The following is an 18523-nucleotide window of genomic DNA, read 5'->3' on the forward strand; positions in this document are numbered from 1 at the left end:
ACGGGAGTTAGTCTGCCGCTCATGCGGGGGAACACCGACGGGCGGACACTGCTGGACACGGCTGCCGCGGCGGCCGTCGGGGCGGTCGTCGTCGCGGCGGCGTGCCTGGCGTCCTCGCCCGGGGCACTCGATGTGCTGCTCGTCGCGGCCGGCTCCCTGGCGCTCGCCGCGCACCGCAGGGCGCCACGTGCCGTGCTCGCCGTGACCACGCTGTGCATGTTCGGATACGCCGTCCACGCGCATCCGGGGAGCTGGGTGGCGTTCCCCGTGGTGGTGGCCGTCCACGCGGCGGCGCGCAACGGACACCGGGCGCAGGCGGTCGCCGCGGGGGTGCTGTTCCTCCTCGGCTACACCGTGGTGCTGCTCGTCTCCGTGCCCGGCGTCCAGGACACCGTCGAGCGCATGCTGCTCCTGCTCGGCTGGTTCCTGTGCGCCGGGGTCACCGGCCTCATCGACAAGAACTGGCAGGCCTATCTGCGCCAGACCGAACAGCGTGCGCTGGACGCCGAACGCACCCGGGAGGAGGCGGCCCTGCGCCGGGCCGGCGAGGAACGGCTGCGCATCGCCCGCGAACTGCACGACTCGCTCACCCACTCCATCTCGATCGTGAAGCTCCAGGCGGGGGTCGCCGTGCATCTCGCCCGCAAGCGGGGCACGGAAGTGGAGCCGGCGCTCCTCGCCATCCAGGAGGCGAGCGGCGAGGCGATGCGGGAGCTCCGTTCGACGCTGGAGGTACTCCGCACGGACGTGGTGGACCCCGGCACAGGCCTCGACCGGATGGACGAGCTCGCCGGGCGGGCCAGGGCCGCGGGCATCGTCCTGGCCGTCGTCGTCGAGGGGGACCTGCGTACTCTCCCCGCCGACGTCGACGGCGCCGCCTACCGCATCGTGCAGGAGGCCCTCACCAACGTCGCACGGCACGCCGACCGGGCGGGCACGTCCGTGCGGATCACCCGCACGGACACGGTGCTCGTCGTGACCGTCGACGACGACGGCCCGTGCCTGCCCGGTGGCACCGTGACCCCGGGCACCGGGCTGACCGGTATGCGCGAGCGCGTCACCGCTCTCGGCGGCACCCTCGAAACCGTGCCCCGGGCGCGGAGGGGCTTCTCGGTACGGGCGGAACTGCCGCTGGAGCCCCGGAGGGCCACAGGATGATCCGTGTCGTGATCGTCGACGACCAGGCCCTGATGCGCGCGGGGTTCCGTGCCCTGCTGGACGCCGAGGACGGCATCGAGGTCGTCGGGGAGGCCGCGGACGGACGCACGGGCGTGGAACTGGTCCGCGGCCACACCCCGGACGTGGTGCTCATGGACGTACAGATGCCCGTCATGACCGGCATCGACGCCACGCGTGAGATCGCAGCCGACCCGGCGCTCGCCGGCGTGCACGTCGTCATCCTCACCAACTACGGAATGGACGAGTACGTCTTCGACGCCCTGCGTGCCGGGGCCGCGGGATTCCTCCTCAAGGACACCGAACCGGCCGAGCTCCTCCGGGCCGTCGGGGTCGCGGCCGGCGGCGAAGCACTGCTCTCGCCCTCCGTGACCCGCAGGCTGATCGGCGAATTCGTCTCCCGGCCGCCCGACCGTGCCACCGCGCCGGGTCTGGAGACGCTCACCCGGCGTGAGCGCGAGGCGACCGCTCTGGCCGCCCGGGGGCTGACCAACGAGGAGATCGCCGTCCACATGGTGGTCAGTCCCTTCACGGCCAAGACGCACATCAGCCGGGCCATGACGAAGCTGGGCGCTCGGGACCGGGCCCAGCTGGTCGTCTTCGCGTACGAGTCCGGGCTGGTCGAGGCGCGCAGGCCTCCCGGAGTTCCGGGCTCCGCCGGACAGGAGTGATCCGTTCCGCCGGAATGGGCGCGGGCCACTGTGGAGAGGGGACCGGTCACGAGATATCTTGATGTCAAGCAATGTTGCAGACGTGGAGCGGAGCACCCGGTGACTGACTCGACCATCATCTATACGCACACCGACGAGGCCCCTGCCCTGGCGACGTACTCGTTCCTGCCCGTCATCGAGGCCTACGCCTCGACCGCGGGTGTCACGGTCGAGCGCCGCGACATCTCCCTGGCGGGGCGGATCATCGCCGGCTTCCCGGAGCGTCTCAAGGCCGACCAGCGTATCGATGACGCGCTCGCCGAACTCGGCGAGCTGGCCAAGACTCCCGGCGCGAACATCATCAAGCTGCCCAACATCTCGGCCTCGATCCCGCAGCTCAAGGCCGCGATCGCAGAGCTCCAGGAGCAGGGCTACGCGCTTCCGGACTACCCGGACGACCCGCGGACCGACGAGGACAAGGACGTCCGCGCGCGGTACGACAAGGTCAAGGGCAGTGCGGTGAACCCCGTCCTGCGCGAGGGGAACTCCGACCGCCGCGCCCCCGCGTCGGTCAAGAACTACGCCAAGGCGCACCCGCACCGCATGGGCGCCTGGACCGCCGACTCGAAGACGAACGTCGCCACCATGGGCGTCGACGACTTCCGCTCGACGGAGAAGTCCGTCGTCATCGGTGAGGCCGGCTCCCTGCGCATCGAGCTCGCGGGCGACGACGGCACCACCACCGTGCTCCGCGAGTCCGTCCCGGTGCTGGCGGGCGAGGTCGTGGACGCGGCCGTCATGCGCGTCGCCGCACTGCGCGAGTTCTTCACCGCCCAGGTCGCGCGCGCCAAGGCCGAGGACGTCCTGTTCTCCGTGCACCTGAAGGCCACGATGATGAAGGTCTCGGACCCGATCATCTTCGGCCACGTGGTCCGCGCCTTCTTCCCGAACACCTTCGCCAAGTACGGCGAGGCGCTCGCGGCGGCCGGCCTGACCCCGAACGACGGCCTCGGCGGCATCCTCAAGGGCCTCGACTCCGTGGACGCCGGCGCCGAGATCAAGGCGTCCTTCGAGGCCGAGCTCGCCGAGGGCCCGGCCCTGGCGATGGTCGACTCCGACAAGGGCATCACCAACCTGCACGTCCCGAGCGACGTCATCGTCGACGCGTCGATGCCGGCCATGATCCGCACCTCCGGCCACATGTGGGGCCCGGACGGCAACGAGGCCGACACCATCGCCGTCCTCCCGGACAGCAGCTACGCCGGTGTCTACCAGGTCGTCATCGACGACTGCCGCGCCAACGGCGCCTTCGACCCGTCGACCATGGGCTCCGTACCCAACGTCGGTCTGATGGCGCAGAAGGCCGAGGAGTACGGCAGCCACGACAAGACCTTCGAGGTCCCCACCACCGGCACGGTGCGGGTCGTCGACGGCAAGGGCGACGTCGTGCTCGAGCAGGCCGTCGGCGCCGGTGACATCTTCCGGATGTGCCAGACCAAGGACCTGCCGATCCAGGACTGGGTCAAGCTCGCCGTCACCCGCGCCCGCGCGACCGGCAACCCGGCCGTGTTCTGGCTCGACGAGGGCCGCGCGCACGACGCCAACCTCATCGCCAAGGTCAACACCTACCTGGCCGAGCACGACACCGACGGCCTGGACATCTCCATCCGTACGCCGGAGGAGGCCACGGCCTTCTCCCTGGAGCGCATCCGCCGAGGCGAGGACACCATCTCGGTCACCGGCAACGTGCTGCGTGACTACCTCACCGACCTGTTCCCCATCCTGGAGCTGGGCACCAGCGCCAAGATGCTCTCCGTCGTCCCGCTCATGAACGGCGGCGGACTGTTCGAGACGGGCGCCGGCGGCTCTGCCCCCAAGCACGTCCAGCAGCTGGTCAAGGAGGACTACCTGCGCTGGGACAGCCTGGGTGAGTTCCTCGCCCTCGCGGTCAGCTTCGAGCACCTGGCCACCACCACGGACAACCCGCGCGCCAAGGTGCTCGGCGACACCCTGGACCGGGCCACGGGCACCTTCCTCAACGAGGACAAGTCCCCGAGCCGCAAGCTCGGTGGCATCGACAACCGTGGCAGCCACTTCTACCTGGCGCTCTACTGGGCCCAGGAGCTGGCGCAGCAGACCGACGACGCGGCGCTCGCCGAGGCGTTCGGACCGCTCGCCAAGACGCTGGCCGAGCAGGAGCAGACCATCGTCGACGAGCTGGTCGCCGTCCAGGGCAAGCCGGCCGACATCGGCGGCTACTACCAGCCCGACCCGGCCAAGGCGGAGGCCATCATGCGTCCGTCGGCCACCTTCAACAAGGCCATCGCGACCCTGGGCTGATCCCCCGGCCGCGTGCGGCCAAGGGCTGAAACCCCCCGGCCGCGTGCGGTCAGGGGCTGATCCCCGGCCGCGCACCTCGCACATGACCGCCCCGGCAGGCACCCCGCCCGCCGGGGCGGTCGTGCGTGCGGCCTCCCCGGCCGCTGCTCGTATCCTCGGCGTATGACGCCAGGCACCACCGAGGACGGCCCGGACCACGTCACGCTCCGCCAGATCCTGGCCTACGACGAGGACGGCGTCCTGCGCCTGCTGCTCGCCCCCGCCGGACAGGACATCGAGGTCAAGGGCGTGATCATCGGTGACGAAGGGGCCGCCCGCCCGCACGACGGGCGGATCGTGCTTGCCGCAGGACTCGCCCCGGACCTGCCGGACGCCTCCGCGGCCGTACGCGAGGCCGCCCGGCGCGGCGCGGCGGCGGTGGTGCTGCGGGAATCCGACGGGACGTCCGTGCCGGCGGAGGCCCGGGCCGCGGCCGAGGACTGCGGCATCGCGCTGCTCGCCCGCGCGGAATGGGCGGACTGGGGCGACACCATCGCCCTGCTGCGGTCCGCCACCGCCTTCGCGTCCGTCGGCCGCGGCGACCTCATGGCGGACTCCACCGCCGGAGGAGGGCTCGCGGCTCTCGCCACGGCCACCGCCCGGTACTGCCGGGGCTCCATCACCGTGGAGGACACCCAGTTCCGCGTGCTCGCCCACTCCGCGACGGGCCCCGACGCGGACGGGGTCCGCCGCTCGACAATCCTGGGCGGCCGGGTCCCCGACCGGCGTGTCGCCGAACTGCGCCGCAGCGGACTGCTGCGCGCGCTGTGGACCTCGCAGGACGTCATCCACCGGCCCGCCGACGGTGACAGCCCCGAACGCCTCATCGTCGCGGTGCGCAGCGGCGGCGAGATGCTGGGTTCGCTGTGGGCGGCCGCCGACGGACAGCGGCTCTCGCCCGATGCGGCGGACGTGCTGCGCCGGGCCGCCGTGCTCGCCGTGCCCCATCTGCTGAGGCACAGGCTGCGTGAGAGCGGCACGGTGCGGCGCGAGGCGCACGCCCTGCGTGGCCTGCTGCACGGAAACGGTGACCGGCGGGCGCACCTGTGGTCGCTCGGCCTGCCACCCGACGCCCCCTGCGCCGTGGTCGCGGCCGTGCAGGACCCCCGGGAGCGCCAGGGCTCCGACCGGACGCTCGAGGCGCTCGCGGCGCAGGCCACCGCGTCCCGCTCGACAGCCCGGGTCCTGCGCGAACAGGACCAGGTCGCAGTGCTGATTCCCGTGAACGACGGCGGTGACCCGCGCGAGGCCCTCGTCCTGGCCCGTGAGCTCGACGCACTGGCGTCCGGGATCCCCGACGCCGCACCCGTCTGGATCGGGGCGGGACAGACCGTGGCGTCGGGGCTGGAGGCAGCACTCTCGTACGGGAACGCCCTCCTGGTCGTGCGAGCGCTGCGTGACCGGGAGGCGAGGCGGCGTGACCCGCGTCCTGTCCGGCATGCCGGACCCGGTGACGTGGGGCCCACGATCGACGCCCTGCACATGCTCGACGCGGTGCGACCCGTATGGGAGTCGGGCAGCGGTCCCGTGCACGAGCTGATCCGTACGGACCTCGCGGCGGGCGGCGACCTGGTGCGTTCCCTCGCCGCCTACCTGGAGGCCGCCGGGGACATCCCGCTGGCCGCACGGCGTCTGGTCCTGCATCCGAACACCCTCCGGTACAGGCTGCGCCGGGCGCGCGAACGTTTCGACATCGACCTCGACGACCCGGACACCCGGCTGGTCCTGGCTCTGGCAGTGCGTCTGACCGAGGTGATATGAAGGCATTTCGACCGGTGTTCGTCCGATCGGCCAAGACATCGGCCACGCTTTGTCCCCGACGACGAAGACGGGGCAGGGGTGCGAGGACCAATCTTTCTGCATCCCGCCACACCGCTCGCGCACCCGTGGCACAGCCCCACCAGAAAGTCCCCCCGTGACATCTGCCAGCGACACCTCCCCGGAAGCGGCCGTCCCCCCGGCCCACGCCGGCCTCACACCGGCACAGCGTGTCCACGCCGCGATGCGCACGGCCGTCGCCACCGGACTCGTCGGGGAGGAACAGCCGGTCGCCGGGTTCCTCGACACGGACGGGATCCGGGCCTCGGTCGAGAGCCTCGACGCCGCCTTCGCCCACGCACCGGACGTCCTCCACACCTTCGCGGTCAAGGCGGCCTCCCTGGTGCCCGTCCTCCGGCTGCTCGCCGGGCTCGGAATGGGCTGCGAGGTGGCGAGTCCGGGTGAGCTGCGCATCGCGCTCGACGCCGGTGTCGCGCCCTCCAGGATCGTCCTCGACTCGCCCGCCAAGACCCGGCAGGAGATCAGCGAGGCCCTCGCCCTCGGCGTCGCGGTCAACGCCGACAACCTCGACGAGCTGCGCCGCATCGGCGAACTCCGCCCCGAGGGCAGCACCTCCGTCGTCGGACTGCGCGTCAACCCCCAGGTCGGCGGCGGCTCCATCGGGGCGATGAGCACCGCCACCGCCACCTCGAAGTTCGGCGTCGCGCTCCGCGATCCGGGCGCCCGCGACCGCGTGGTGCGGGCCTTCGCCGACCGCCCGTGGCTCACCCGGCTCCACGCGCACGTAGGTTCCCAGGGATGCCCCCTGGAACTCATCGCGGAGGGTGTCGCGGAGACGTACCGGCTGGCCGAGGAGATCAATCGGACGCTCGGTACCCGGCAGATCACAAGCCTCGACATCGGTGGCGGACTGCCCGTCAACTTCGACGACGACGGGACCCGGCCCACCTTCGCCGCGTACACCAGCGCCCTCGAAGCGGCCGTACCGGGTCTCTTCGACGGCCGGTACGCGCTCGTCACGGAGTTCGGCCGTTCCCTGCTGGCCAAGAACGGGTTCATCGGCGCACGGGTGGAGTACACCAAGGAGGCCGGAGGCCGGCGCATCGCCGTCACCCACGCGGGGGCGCAGACCGCCACGCGCACCGTCCTGATGCCCGACGCCTGGCCCCTGCGGGTCGGCGCCTTCGACGCCGACGGCAACCCCCGGACCGGTGCCCCGCTGCGTCAGGACATCGCGGGGCCCTGCTGCTTCGCGGGAGACGTCGTCGCGCACGGCCAGGAACTGCCCGAGCTGGCGGAGGGCGACTTCGTCGTCCTGTACGACACCGGTGCCTACTACTTCTCGACCCACTGGGCCTACAACAGCCTGCCCCGGCCCGCCGTCCACGGCTTCACGGCCGACCGGTCCGGCGAGGTGCGGCTGGCCACGGTCCGCGCCGCCCAGACACTCGACGAGATCGCGGCGGAGAGCGGCCTCGCCCACGCCGGGGCACTGATCTCCCTCGGCCGGACCCGCGCCGGGTCCTGAAGCCCGGCCGGACCCGAGCTGGGTCTGAAGCCCGGCCGGTACCCGCGCCGGGGTGTGAAGCCCGGCCGGACCCGAGCTGGGTCTGAAGCCCGGCCGGTACCCGCGCCGGGGTGTGAAGCCCGGCCGGTACCCGGGGCTCCTGGAACGCCTCGGCGACCCGGAGACGCGCGCCCGGATCCTCGACGACCTGCGGCCCCGGGCCGGCCGCACCTTCCTGCCCGAGGGCGTCGTCATCGCCATGCTCGGCCCCCGCCGGTACGCGGACAGGGTCGGCGACAGCATCGCCGACATCGCTCGTGACGAGGCCGTCGAACCCGCTGCCGCCGTCCTGGACGTGCTGGCCGCGCACCAGGGCGAGGTCATGATCGTCAACCACGCGATGGCGGACGCCGACGTGGACACCGTGCTGAGGTACCCCGGCAGCGTGGTCGCCAGCGACGGCTGGGTGCTGCACGCGCCCGGTGACGGCCACCCGCACCCGCGCAACTTCGGCACCTTCGCCCGGGTGATCGGCCACTACGGCCGCGAGAGCGGGGTGCTCGGGCTCGCCGACGCCGTCCGCAAGATGACGTCCCTGCCCGCGTCCCGGCTGCCCCTGCCCGACCGGGAGACCGTGGCGGTCGGACAGGTCGCCGACCTCGCGGTCCTGGACCCGGGCACGGTCACCGACCTGGCGACGTACGCCGAACCGTGGCAGTACGCCGAGGGGATGCGGCACGTCCTCGTGGCGGGCGAGATCGTACTGCGCGACGGAGAGATGACCGGCGCGCGCCCCGGCCGCCTCCTGCGCCGCGTCCCCGCCGAGGTCTGAGAGGGCCCGGCCTCCTCCGCCACGGGGGAGGCCGTTCCCAGCCGGTGGCTACGGCACCCGGGCCGTCCACTCCTCGGTGGCGAACTTCGTCTGCACCAGCTCCTCCGCCCGGGCCAGCTCTTCCGTCGTGACTTCGCCGGCGGTCAGCCCGTAGCGGCCGCGGAAGGAGGCGATCATGTTCTCGATGACCTGCTCGCGGGCGAGGCCGGTCTGGCGGCGGAGCGGGTCGACGCGCTTCTTGGCGCTCCGGGTGCCCTTGTCGGACATCTTCTCCTTGCCGATGCGCAGGACCTCCAGCATCTTGTCGGCGTCGATGTCGTACGACATGGTCACGTGGTGCAGGACGGCTCCAGGACCGCCGTCAGGGCCGACCATCCGCTTCTGCGCGGCCCCGGCGATCTTGCCGGCGTCGGTGGCGATGTCGTTGAGGGGCTGGTACCAGGCCTTGATGCCCATGTCGCCGAGTGCGCCCAGGACCCAGTCGTCGAGGTAGGCGTAACTGTCGGCGAAGGAGAGGCCCGACACCAGCGAATCCGGCACGGACAGTGAGTAGGTGATCGTACTCATGGGTTCGACGAACATGGCCCCGCCACCGGAGACACGGCGTACCACGGTCATCCCGTGCTTCGCGGCCCCCCTCGGGTCCACCTCGTTCCGCAGCGACTGGAAGCTGCCGATCACCACGGCGGGCGATGCCCATTCCCAGACCCGCAGGGTGGGTGCCCGCCGCCCGGCGGCCACCTCGGTGGTGAGGACCTCGTCCAGCGCCATGTGCAGGGCCGGTGCCTGCGGCCCCGTGTGCACCAGCTGCCAGTCGTAGTCGCTCCACTCGGTCGCGTGGGCCAGAGCCCGCCGAACGGCGATGCCGACACCCTCCGCGGTCAGCCCGAGCATGACGGCGGACTCGGGCAGTGCCGCCGTGATGCGGGCGGCCAGGCCGGCGGCGTCCGTCGAGGAGGGGGCGCCCTCCAGGGCCCTGTTGATGGAGAGGATCGCCTCGTCGGGTTCCAGGAAGAAGTCCCCGGCGACGACGACGTCGCGCAGTACCCCTTCCGCGACATCCAGATCTACGACGACAAGCTTGCCGCCGGGCACCTTGTACTCGCCATGCACGGCTTCGTTCCCTTCCAGCGCGCGGCGTGGATCCTGAGCCCGTTGCCCCGACATCCGGATAGACGCGCACATACCTCGCATTGCACCTTAATGCCCGCTGGTGAAGAGCTGTCACGCGGCCCTGGCCGGGCAACTGCGCGGCACCTCTCGTGAACTGACCGGCCGGGACGGCGGCCGGGTCCCCCTCCGCGCGCCGGCCTCTTGCCGGGAAGTTGTACGGACTGTTCTTGTGTACCCGCAGACAACGGCGCGGGCGGCGCGCTCGGGTGACGCGCACGGTGTTCACGGGAGTGGTGGCGGAATGGGCTCAGCGGCAGATCAGGGGCAGGACATCCTCGGAACGCCTTCCGGGCGCCTGCCCGAGGGGCTGGCCGACGCGATACGCGCGACGGCCGAGGAGATCGCGGAGCTGTTGCGCGGCGCCCCCGGTACCGGTGCTCCCGTGCCGGGCCTGGTGTGGACGGTGGGGGAGGTGGCCGCGCACCTGGCACAGGCCAACGAGCTGATGGCGGGGGTGGCGGCGGGGCGGCCGCACCGTCACGGCGACGGCACCCCGCAGGGCATCGCCGCGGCCAACGAGCAGGCACTCGCCGCATTCGGCGAGCGGGCGGCGGAACCGCTGGCCGCGATGATCGTGGAACAGGCCGAGGCCTACCTGGACGCAGTGGCCGAGTGCCCCACGGGCGAGACACTGATGACGCCGATGGGGCCGATGAACCGGGTGGTCCTCGGCTCGTACCTCCTGACGCACATGCTCGGCCACGGCTACGACCTGGCCCGCGCACTCGGGCGTCCGCACATGGTCGACAGGGCCAGGGTCACGCTGGCACTCCCGTTCATGATCGAGGCCATGCCGCGCGTCACCGACGCCGCAGCCACCGAAGGGCTGAACGCCCGATACGTGGTCCGGCTGTGGGGCGGCGGCCGATTCGCGGTGACGTTCACCGACGGCGTGGCGACCGTGGGCCAGGAGCTTCCGGACCGCGACCGCCCGGACTGCACGATCTCCATCGAGCCGGTCACGTTCCTTCTGATGGCGCTCGGCCGCTGCTCGCCGGTGGGCGCCATGGCCAGGGGGCGGGTCCTCGCGTGGGGCCGCAAGCCCTGGCTGGGCCCGCGGTTCCCGGAGTACTTCAAGGCTCCGTGAGGACGAGGGCGGACCCGGGGCGGGGATGGGCCGCCCGCCGTTCGTCTCCTGCCGGGATCGGCCCCGGCGCGCGGCCGACGCGGACAGCCGGCCGGTGATCGTGGGCCGAAGCGGGTCCGGCCTCTCGGCCTTCGGTCGGCACGGGTAGTCGGCCCTTCGGCCGCCGATCAGCGTGGAACGACCAGCTCCGCTTCGGTGTACGACCGAGGGGTGGAGCGGGGCTCCGGGCGGTGGACCTGCGGAAGTCGTGCGCCCCGGAGTGGCGCGGTCGTCCGTGCGGTCGTCGCCCTGCCGTCGCAGCTCCGTTATCCGATCGTCGTGTAAAAGCTGTCCGCTATGTGGGCGGAGCTCTTGCCTTGCGGACTGTATGCGAAATACGGTCTGCGATATTCCTTGATCACCCCATGGCGGGAGGTAGGCCCTCGTGCGCCGAAAAGCGGTTGCCCTGGTGGCGGTTGCGTTGGTGTCCCTCACCTCGGGCTGTGCGTCGTTGCAGTCCTCGGCGACCGAAGTCGGTGGTGTACGCATGACCGACGACCGGTCGGTACGCGACGGCGGGACACTCACCGTCGCTCTCAACTCCGACCCGGACAAACTGGACCCCACCCTCGCGCAGACCCTCGTGGGCCGAACGGTCTTCGCGAGCATGTGCGAGAAGCTCTACGACATCGACGAGGACGGCACCGTCGTGCCTCAACTCGCCGCGTCGCTCCCCGTCACCTCGGCCGACGGACGCACGGTCACCATCCAGGTGCGTCCCGGTGCCGAGTTCAGCGACGGGACGAAGCTGGACGCCGACGCGGTCGTCACCTCGCTGCTGCGTCACCGGGATCTCCCCGGATCCGCGCGCGGCACCGAACTGGCCCCGGTCAGCAAGGCCGAGGCCACCGGACCGCTCACGGTCCGCCTGACGCTCGACCACTCCTACGTCCCGCTCACCGGCGTACTCGCCGACCGGGCGGGGATGGTGATGTCACCGACCGCACTCGAGAAGTACGGGAAGGACTTCACCAACCACCCCTCCTGTGTCGGCCCCTTCCGCTTCGTCGAGCGCGTCGGCGGCGACCGGATCGTGCTGAGGAAGGACCCGAACTACTACGACGCCGACCGGGTGCACCTGGACGGCGTGATCTACAAGCCCATACCCGACGGCAACGTCAGGCTCGCCAACCTGCGCTCCGGAGACCTCCAGGTCGGCGACCAGATGGCCCCCGTCGACGTACGGAGCGCCCTCACCGAGCCGAAGCTCCAGCTGTTCAACTCGCCCTCGCTCGGATACCAGGGCATCGGCCTCAACGTCGGCAACGTGAAGGGTCTCGGGCAGAAGCCCGGGAAGATCGACACCCCGATCGCCCGGGACGTCCGTGTCCGGGAGGCCTTCGAGCTCGCCATCGACCGCGACCTCCTCAACACGGTCGTGTTCCAGGGCATGTACGAACCCGCCTGCGGCCCCATCTCCCCGCAGTCCGCCATCGCCCCGGGTGTGAAGCCGGAGGACTGCCCCCGGCGCGACGTCGGCCGCGCGAAGAAGCTGCTGAAGGAGGCCGGGGTGCAGACCCCGGTGAAGATCGAGCTGAAGACGTCCACCACCCCGGAACAGGGCCGTGTCGGACAGGTACTCCAGGCCATGGTCAAGGAGGCGGGCTTCGAACTGTCGCTGCGCCCCACCGAGTACGCCACCATGCTCGCGGAGACCGACGCCGGCGACTACGACGTCTTCACCAGCGGCTGGTCCGGCCGGCTCGACCCGGACGGCAACGTCTCCAACTTCCTCAAGACCGCCGGCGCCATGAACGCCTACGGTCTCGGGGACCCCGAGATCGACAAGCTGATCGCCGAGGGACGCAGCGTCGCGGACCCCGCACGGCGCACCGGGATCTACGACGAGCTCACCCGCCGCGTCCAGGACGCCCATGCGCTGATCTACCTCTACCGGCAGAAGAACTACGTCGTCGCCGGAAAGGACGTCGCGGGCATCCGCGTCTACGGCGACGGACTGGTCCGGGTCAAGAATGCGGGGTACACCCGATGACGAAGTACCTGCTGACGCGCCTGCGTCAGTCCCTCATCACGCTCTTCCTCGTCAGCATCGTCGTCTTCGCCGGCATCCGGGCGCTGCCCGGCGACCCGGCGCTCGCGCTGGCCGGTGAGGAACGCAGCCCCGAGGCACTCGCCGCCGTCCGGGAGAGCTACGGCCTGAACGACAACGTAGTCATCCAGTACGGACGGTTCATCGGGCACGCCCTCACCGGCGACCTCGGCACCTCCTCCCGTACCGGCCTCCCCGTCGCCGACGCGATCGCACAGGCCCTGCCCGTCACGCTGGAACTGGCCGCGCTCTCCCTGCTGCTGGCGATCGTGGTCGGCATCGGCGCCGGAGTGGTCGCCGCTGTGCGGCGCGGGAGGCCGGAGGAGTGGCTCGCCAACGCCATCGCGCTGATCGGCCTGTCCATCCCCACCTTCTGGCTCGGTATCGTCCTCGTCCTCGGATTCGCCATCGCCGTCCCGGTGTTCGCCGCCTCCGGCTACGTCCCCTTCGGTACCGATCCCATCGACAACCTGCGCCGCATGGTGCTGCCCGCCATCGTGCTCGGCTCCGGTCTCGCCGCCGTCGTGATGCGGCAGACCCGGGCGGCGATGCTCGACTCGCTCTCCGCCGACTACGTGCGGACCGCCCGCGCCAAGGGTCTGTCCCGGGGGTCCGTCATCGGCGGGCACGCGCTGCGCAACTCGCTGGTCACCGTCGTGACCGTCCTCGGTCTCCAGCTGGGGCACCTGATCTCCGGAGCCGTCGTCACCGAGCAGATCTTCGTCCTCCCCGGCTTCGGGAAGCTCACCATCGACGCCGTCTTCACCCGTGACTACGCCACACTCCAGGCCGTGGTGCTCTGCACCTCCGCCGCGTACATCCTCATCAACCTGCTGGTCGACGTGGTCTATTCGGTCATCGACCCGCGCATCCGGCTCGGAGGTGCCCGGTGACCACCGCGACCACAGTGCTCCCCACCCCACCCCCGGCGAGCAGCCGGAAGTCCGGCGGCAAACTGCGCGCCCTGCGCAGGAACCGGCTGGCGCTCACCGGCGCCGTCATCGCCTCCGTCTTCGTCCTGGCAGCCCTGTTCGCCCCGCTCATCGCCCCCTACGACCCCTCGCAGCCGGACTTCGGAAACGTACTGGCCGAGCCGAGCGCCGCGCACTGGCTCGGTACCGACGACCTCGGCCGCGACCAGCTCTCCCGCATCGTCCACGGCGCCCGCGCCTCCATGCAGGTCGGCCTCGTCGCCGTGCTGCTGGCCTTCCTCGTCGGCGTACCGCTGGGGCTGCTCGCCGGCTACTACGGCCGGTTCGCGGACACGGCCGTGTCCCGGCTCACCGACACCATGCTGGCGTTCCCCTTCCTGGTGCTCGCCGTGGGACTCGCCGCGATCCTCGGCCCGTCGCTCACCAACGCGACCATCGCCATCGGCATCTCGCAGATCCCCGCCGTCATCCGCATCACCCGCGCGGAGACCCTGCGGCTCAAGCACGTCGACTACGTCGCCGCGGCCGTGGCCAACGGGGGCGGCGACGGCACCGTCCTCTTCCGGCACATACTTCCCAACGCCACCTCCGCCCTGATCGTCCAGGCGACCGTGGGCATCCCCGCGGCGATCATCGGCGAGGCACTGCTGAGCTTCCTCGGACTCGGCGTCCAGCCGCCGGACCCCTCGCTCGGCGTGATGCTCTCCGGCGCCCAGTCCTTCCTGGCGCCCGCACCCTGGCTGGCCGTCTTCCCCGGCCTCGCGATCGTCGCGGCGACGCTCGCCTTCAACCTGCTCGGCGACGGGCTGCGTGACGTCCTGGACCCCCGAGGAGCAACACGATGACCGAGACCGTTCCCGAACCGGCGCGGACGGCGGCGGCCGAGCCCGTGCTCAGCGTGCGCGACCTGTCGGTCTCGTTCCGCTCCGACACCCGCACCGTGCACGCGGTCGACGGGGTCTCCTACGACCTGGCGCCAGGCGAGGTCCTCGCCGTGGTGGGCGAATCGGGATGCGGCAAGTCCGTCACCTCGATGGCGGCCATGGGGCTGCTCCCGCCGACCGCCCGGGTGGGCGGATCGATCAGGCTGGCCGGGCGCGAGCTGGTCGGAGCGTCGGAGAAGGAGCTCCGGCACGTCCGCGGCAAGGACATCGCGATGATCTTCCAGGAGCCGATGACCTCGCTGAACCCGGTCCTCACCATCGGCCGGCAGATCGGCGAGGTGCTGCGCAGGCACCAGGGACTCAGCCGCAAGGAGGCCAGGGCGCGTGCCGTGGAGCTCCTCGAACTAGTCGGGATCCCGGCACCGGCACGCCGGATCGACGAATACCCGCACCAGCTCTCAGGCGGCATGCGGCAGCGCGTCATGATCGCGATCGCGGTGGCCTGCGACCCGGCCGTCCTCATCGCCGACGAACCGACGACGGCGCTGGACGTCACCGTGCAGGCGGGCATCCTGGAGGTCCTCCAGTCCCTGCGCGAACGCCTCGGCACCGCCATCGTCCTGGTCACCCACGACCTCGGGGTCGTCGCGGACGCCGCCGACCGGGTGCTCGTGATGTACGCCGGCCGTGCCGTCGAACAGGCCCCGGTGCACGACCTGTTCGCCTCGGGCCGCCACCCCTACACCCGCGGTCTGCTCGGCGCGGTGCTGCGTCCCGGGGGCGAGGGCAAGCGGCGGCTGCCCGAGATCCCCGGCCTGGTCCCGAGCCTGGACAGCCAGCCCGACGCCTGTACGTTCGCGCCCCGCTGCTCCCGCGCCGACGACACCTGCACCGGCAGCCGGCCCGGCTTCCGCGCCATCGACCGGCGGGCCGGAGCGGACCCCTCGCACCTGGCCGCCTGCTGGCACCCTCACGAGGAGACCGGGGTCGGGACCGTTCCAGGTGCCGGCACCGGACCTGCTCTCCCGCCGTCCGGCGAACTCGAAGCGCGACCCGACCAGGAGGCCGGAAAGTGACCACCGCACAGGCCGTCCCCGCACCGCGCGAGGACGAGGCGGGCGCCCCGCACCCCCCGGTGCTCGAGATCAGCGGCATGGAAAGGCACTTCGGTGCCTCCGGCGGCGGCACCGTCCGGGCCGTCGACGGTGTCTCGATCACCATCGGCCGCGGCGAGGTCGTCGGCCTCGTCGGCGAGTCGGGCAGCGGCAAGTCGACGGTCGGCCGGTGTGCCGTACGCCTCGACGAACCCACCGCCGGAACCGTCCACATCAACGGCACCGACGTCAGCCACCTCTCCCGCCGCGCGCTGCGCCCCCTGCGCAAGGACTTCCACCTGGTCTTCCAGGACCCCTCGTCCTCACTCGACCCCCGGATGACGGTCGGCCAGATCATCGCCGAGCCCATCCGGCTGCACCGCCGTGCCCGTGGAGCGGCAGTGCGGGAGCGGGTCGAGCAGCTGCTGGGCCAGGTCGGGCTGCGCCCCGAGCACGCCGACCGGCACCCCCATGAGCTGTCCGGCGGGCAGCGCCAGCGCATCTCGATCGCCCGCGCCCTGTCCTGCGACCCCGATCTGGTCGTGGCCGACGAACCGACCTCGGCGCTCGACGTCTCGGTCCAGGCGTCCGTGCTCAACCTCCTGGCCGACCTCCAGCGCGACCGGGGTTTCGGCTGCCTGTTCATCACCCACGACCTGGCCGCCGTCGAATTCCTCGCCGACCGGATCGCCGTGATGTACCTCGGGCAGATCGTCGAACAGGCCCCGACCGCCGAACTGTTCGCAGCCCCCAAGCACCCCTACACCCAGGCCCTGCTCTCCGCCGCCCCGGTCCCCGACCCCGTCGTCCAGCGCTCCCGCCAGCGCATCGTGCTGCACGGGGAGCTGCCGAGCCCGCTGGATCCCCCACCCGGCTGCCGCTTCCACACCCGCTGCCCGCTCGCCGTCGACCGGTGCCGCACCGAGATACCCGCCCTGCGCGAGATCCCCGGCGGCCGGCAGGTCTCCTGCCACCTCGTCGACGACGACGGCACCGCCCCGGACGCGGCGCTCTGACCAGCCCTTTTCCAGGCCCCGTGCGTCGTACGTACCATTCGCGGACGCACCACGGAACACCGAAACCCAGCACGCCGCAGCAAGGAGCCGCACCCGTGTTCACCACCCGCCCCACCCTCCAGGGCACCTTCGGCATGGTGTCCTCCACCCACTGGCTCGCCTCGCAGTCCGCGATGGCCGTCCTGGAGGACGGCGGCAACGCCTACGACGCGGCCGTCGCCGCCGGATTCGTCCTGCACGTCGTCGAGCCGCACCTCAACGGACCGGCCGGCGAGGTCCCGATGATCCTGGCGCCCAAGGACGGCGACGTACAGGTGCTGTGCGGCCAGGGCCCCGCCCCCGCGGGCGCCTCGGCCGCGCACTACCGTTCGCTCGGCCTGGACCTGGTGCCCGGCACCGGTCCGCTCGCCGCCGCCGTGCCGGGCGCCTTCGACGCCTGGATGCTGCTGCTGCGCGATTACGGGACCAAGACCCTCGCCGAGGTCCTGCGCTACGCGGTCGGATACGCCGAGGACGGCCACGCCCCCGTCGAGCGCGTCGGCCAGACCGTCGAGACCGTCCGCGAGCTCTTCGAGACCGAGTGGCCGACGTCCGCCGAGGTGTACCTCCCCGGCGGGAACGCGCCCGAGCCCGGCAAGCTGTTCCGCAACCCGGCACTCGCCGCCACCTGGCGCCGACTGACCGCCGAGGCGGCGGAGAAGGGCGGTGAGGACCGCGTCGCGCAGATCGACGCCGCCCGCGAGATCTGGCGCACGGGATTCATAGCCGAGGCCCTGGTCCGCCAGGCCGCCGTCCCCACCATGGACACCAGCGGAACCCGTCACACCGGCACCCTGACCGCCGCCGACCTGGCCGGCTGGTCCGCGACGTACGAGGCGCCCGCCACGTACGACTGGAACGGCTGGACGCTCGCCAAGGCGGCGGGCTGGAGCCAGGGCCCCGCCTTCCTCCAGCAGCTCGCCCTCCTCCCGGCCGAGCTCCCGGCGTACGGCTCGGCCGACTACGTCCACCTGCTCGTCGAGGGCTGCAAGCTCGCGATGGCCGACCGCGAGGCCTGGTACGGCGACGCCACAGCCGTACCGGTCGACACCCTGCTCTCCGCGCCGTACAACGATGAGCGCCGCACCCTGATCAAGGACACCGCCTCCCTGGAACTGCGCCCCGGCAGCCCCGACGGCCGCACCCCCGTCCTCAGCGCCCATGCCCACGCCGTCGCCTCCGGGGAGCCGGGCTTCGACGCCATGGGCGTCCCGGTGGCCGGGGCGGGCGAGCCGACGGTGGCCAAGGACGGCGCGACCCGCGGTGACACCTGCCACCTCGACATCGTCGACCGCTGGGGCAACATGGTCGCCGCCACGCCGAGCGGCGGCTGGCTTCAGTCCAACCCCGTCGTGCCCGAGCTGGGCTTCCCGCTCGGCACCCGGCTGCAGATGGCCTGGCTCGACGAGGACCTGCCGAACACGCTGACCCCCGGCCGTCGCCCGCGCACCACGCTGACCCCGTCGCTCGCCCTGCGCGACGGAGTCCCCGTCATGGCCTTCGGAACGCCCGGCGGCGACCAGCAGGACCAGTGGCAGCTGCACTTCTTCCTCGCCGTGGCGCTGCGCCCCGAGGTCCGTGGCGGCCTCGACCTCCAGGGCGCCATCGATGCCCCGAACTGGCACAACGACAGCTTCCCCGGCTCGTTCTTCCCGCGCGGGATGCGCCCCGGCAGTGTCACCGTCGAGGACGGGATGGACCCGGAGGTCGTCGCGGAGCTGCGCCGGCGCGGCCACGACGTGACGGTCGGTGACCCGTGGTCCGAGGGCCGGATGTGCGCCGTCGCCCGGGACCCGGAGACCGGCGTCCTGTCCGCCGCCGCCAACCCCCGGGGGATGCAGGGATACGCCGTCGGCCGCTGACCACCTGCTCGTGGCAGCCCCGGC

The 18523-nt window shown here is 72.0% G+C and carries 14 protein-coding genes; 13 read left to right on the plus strand and 1 reads right to left on the minus strand.

All coding sequences use genetic code 11. The features are described 5' to 3' along the window. Positions 1–21: 21 nt before the first annotated feature. From HED23_RS12565 to HED23_RS12590, 6 genes are all read left to right on the plus strand, one after another. Positions 22–1158, plus strand: coding sequence for a sensor histidine kinase (locus HED23_RS12565; protein ID WP_203183491.1), 1137 nt, complete (start codon positions 22–24; stop codon positions 1156–1158). Next, positions 1155–1847: a response regulator gene (locus HED23_RS12570; protein WP_203183492.1), complete on the plus strand. Its 693-nt coding sequence runs from the start codon at positions 1155–1157 to the stop codon at positions 1845–1847. The genes HED23_RS12565 and HED23_RS12570 overlap by 4 nt, the downstream gene beginning before the upstream one ends. Positions 1848–1946: 99 nt before the next feature. After that, positions 1947–4166 (plus strand): NADP-dependent isocitrate dehydrogenase, encoded by a 2220-nt coding sequence (locus tag HED23_RS12575; protein WP_203183493.1) that lies wholly within the window; start codon positions 1947–1949, stop codon positions 4164–4166. Positions 4167–4328: 162 nt separating this feature from the next. After that, positions 4329–5966 carry a PucR family transcriptional regulator gene (locus HED23_RS12580; RefSeq protein ID WP_203183494.1) on the plus strand — a complete coding sequence of 546 codons (1638 nt, stop codon included), beginning with the start codon at positions 4329–4331 and terminating at the stop codon, positions 5964–5966. A gap of 154 nt (positions 5967–6120) precedes the next feature. Beyond that, complete coding sequence (locus tag HED23_RS12585; protein WP_238441932.1) at positions 6121–7512, plus strand: diaminopimelate decarboxylase; 1392 nt, start codon at positions 6121–6123, stop codon at positions 7510–7512. Between the two features lie 112 nt (positions 7513–7624). Further along, positions 7625–8323, plus strand: a complete 699-nt coding sequence (locus tag HED23_RS12590; RefSeq protein ID WP_203183495.1) for an amidohydrolase family protein — start codon at positions 7625–7627, stop codon at positions 8321–8323. A gap of 48 nt (positions 8324–8371) precedes the next feature. Here the strand turns inward: HED23_RS12590 and HED23_RS12595 are convergent, their stop codons facing one another. Beyond that, positions 8372–9436 (minus strand): lipoate--protein ligase family protein, encoded by a 1065-nt coding sequence (locus tag HED23_RS12595; RefSeq protein WP_203183496.1) that lies wholly within the window; start codon positions 9434–9436, stop codon positions 8372–8374. 301 nt (positions 9437–9737) lie between these two features. On the opposite strand from HED23_RS12595, the gene HED23_RS12600 reads away from it, so the two are divergent. The 7 genes from HED23_RS12600 (at position 9738) to HED23_RS12630 (ending at position 18499) form a co-directional block, all read left to right on the plus strand. Further along, positions 9738–10583 (plus strand): maleylpyruvate isomerase family mycothiol-dependent enzyme, encoded by an 846-nt coding sequence (locus HED23_RS12600; protein ID WP_203183497.1) that lies wholly within the window; start codon positions 9738–9740, stop codon positions 10581–10583. A gap of 526 nt (positions 10584–11109) precedes the next feature. Then, entirely contained in the window at positions 11110–12615 is a 1506-nt protein-coding gene (locus HED23_RS12605; RefSeq protein WP_203183498.1) for an ABC transporter substrate-binding protein, read from the plus strand. After that, complete coding sequence (locus HED23_RS12610; RefSeq protein ID WP_203183499.1) at positions 12612–13565, plus strand: ABC transporter permease; 954 nt, start codon at positions 12612–12614, stop codon at positions 13563–13565. Before HED23_RS12605 ends, HED23_RS12610 begins: the two co-directional genes overlap by 4 nt. Continuing rightward, entirely contained in the window at positions 13562–14449 is an 888-nt protein-coding gene (locus tag HED23_RS12615; protein ID WP_203183500.1) for an ABC transporter permease, read from the plus strand. Before HED23_RS12610 ends, HED23_RS12615 begins: the two co-directional genes overlap by 4 nt. Continuing rightward, the gene (locus tag HED23_RS12620) at positions 14446–15564 is read left to right on the plus strand and encodes an ABC transporter ATP-binding protein (RefSeq protein WP_203183501.1); all 1119 of its coding nucleotides are present in this window, start codon (positions 14446–14448) and stop codon (positions 15562–15564) included. The genes HED23_RS12615 and HED23_RS12620 overlap by 4 nt, the downstream gene beginning before the upstream one ends. 77 nt (positions 15565–15641) lie before the next feature. Further along, the gene (locus HED23_RS12625) at positions 15642–16598 is read left to right on the plus strand and encodes an ABC transporter ATP-binding protein (protein ID WP_203187456.1); all 957 of its coding nucleotides are present in this window, start codon (positions 15642–15644) and stop codon (positions 16596–16598) included. A 95-nt stretch (positions 16599–16693) separates the two neighbouring features. Continuing rightward, positions 16694–18499, plus strand: a complete 1806-nt coding sequence (locus tag HED23_RS12630) for a gamma-glutamyltransferase family protein (protein WP_203183502.1) — start codon at positions 16694–16696, stop codon at positions 18497–18499. The last annotated feature ends 24 nt before the right edge of the window (positions 18500–18523 follow it).

This window comes from Streptomyces pratensis (genome assembly GCF_016804005.1).
Taxonomy (GTDB): Bacteria; Actinomycetota; Actinomycetes; order Streptomycetales; family Streptomycetaceae; genus Streptomyces; species Streptomyces pratensis_A.

What these genes read in the sequence shown, in the direction of transcription:
- HED23_RS12620 (WP_203183501.1), top strand. Translation starts at nt 14,446, where the DNA reads ATGACCGAGACCGTTCCCGAACCGGCGCGGACGGCGGCGGCCGAGCCC.
- HED23_RS12610 (WP_203183499.1), top strand. Translation starts at nt 12,612, where the DNA reads ATGACGAAGTACCTGCTGACGCGCCTGCGTCAGTCCCTCATCACGCTC.
- HED23_RS12600 (WP_203183497.1), top strand. Translation starts at nt 9,738, where the DNA reads ATGGGCTCAGCGGCAGATCAGGGGCAGGACATCCTCGGAACGCCTTCC.
- HED23_RS12565 (WP_203183491.1), top strand. Translation starts at nt 22, where the DNA reads ATGCGGGGGAACACCGACGGGCGGACACTGCTGGACACGGCTGCCGCG.
- HED23_RS12625 (WP_203187456.1), top strand. Translation starts at nt 15,642, where the DNA reads ATGGAAAGGCACTTCGGTGCCTCCGGCGGCGGCACCGTCCGGGCCGTC.
- HED23_RS12570 (WP_203183492.1), top strand. Translation starts at nt 1,155, where the DNA reads ATGATCCGTGTCGTGATCGTCGACGACCAGGCCCTGATGCGCGCGGGG.
- HED23_RS12605 (WP_203183498.1), top strand. Translation starts at nt 11,110, where the DNA reads ATGACCGACGACCGGTCGGTACGCGACGGCGGGACACTCACCGTCGCT.
- HED23_RS12580 (WP_203183494.1), top strand. Translation starts at nt 4,329, where the DNA reads ATGACGCCAGGCACCACCGAGGACGGCCCGGACCACGTCACGCTCCGC.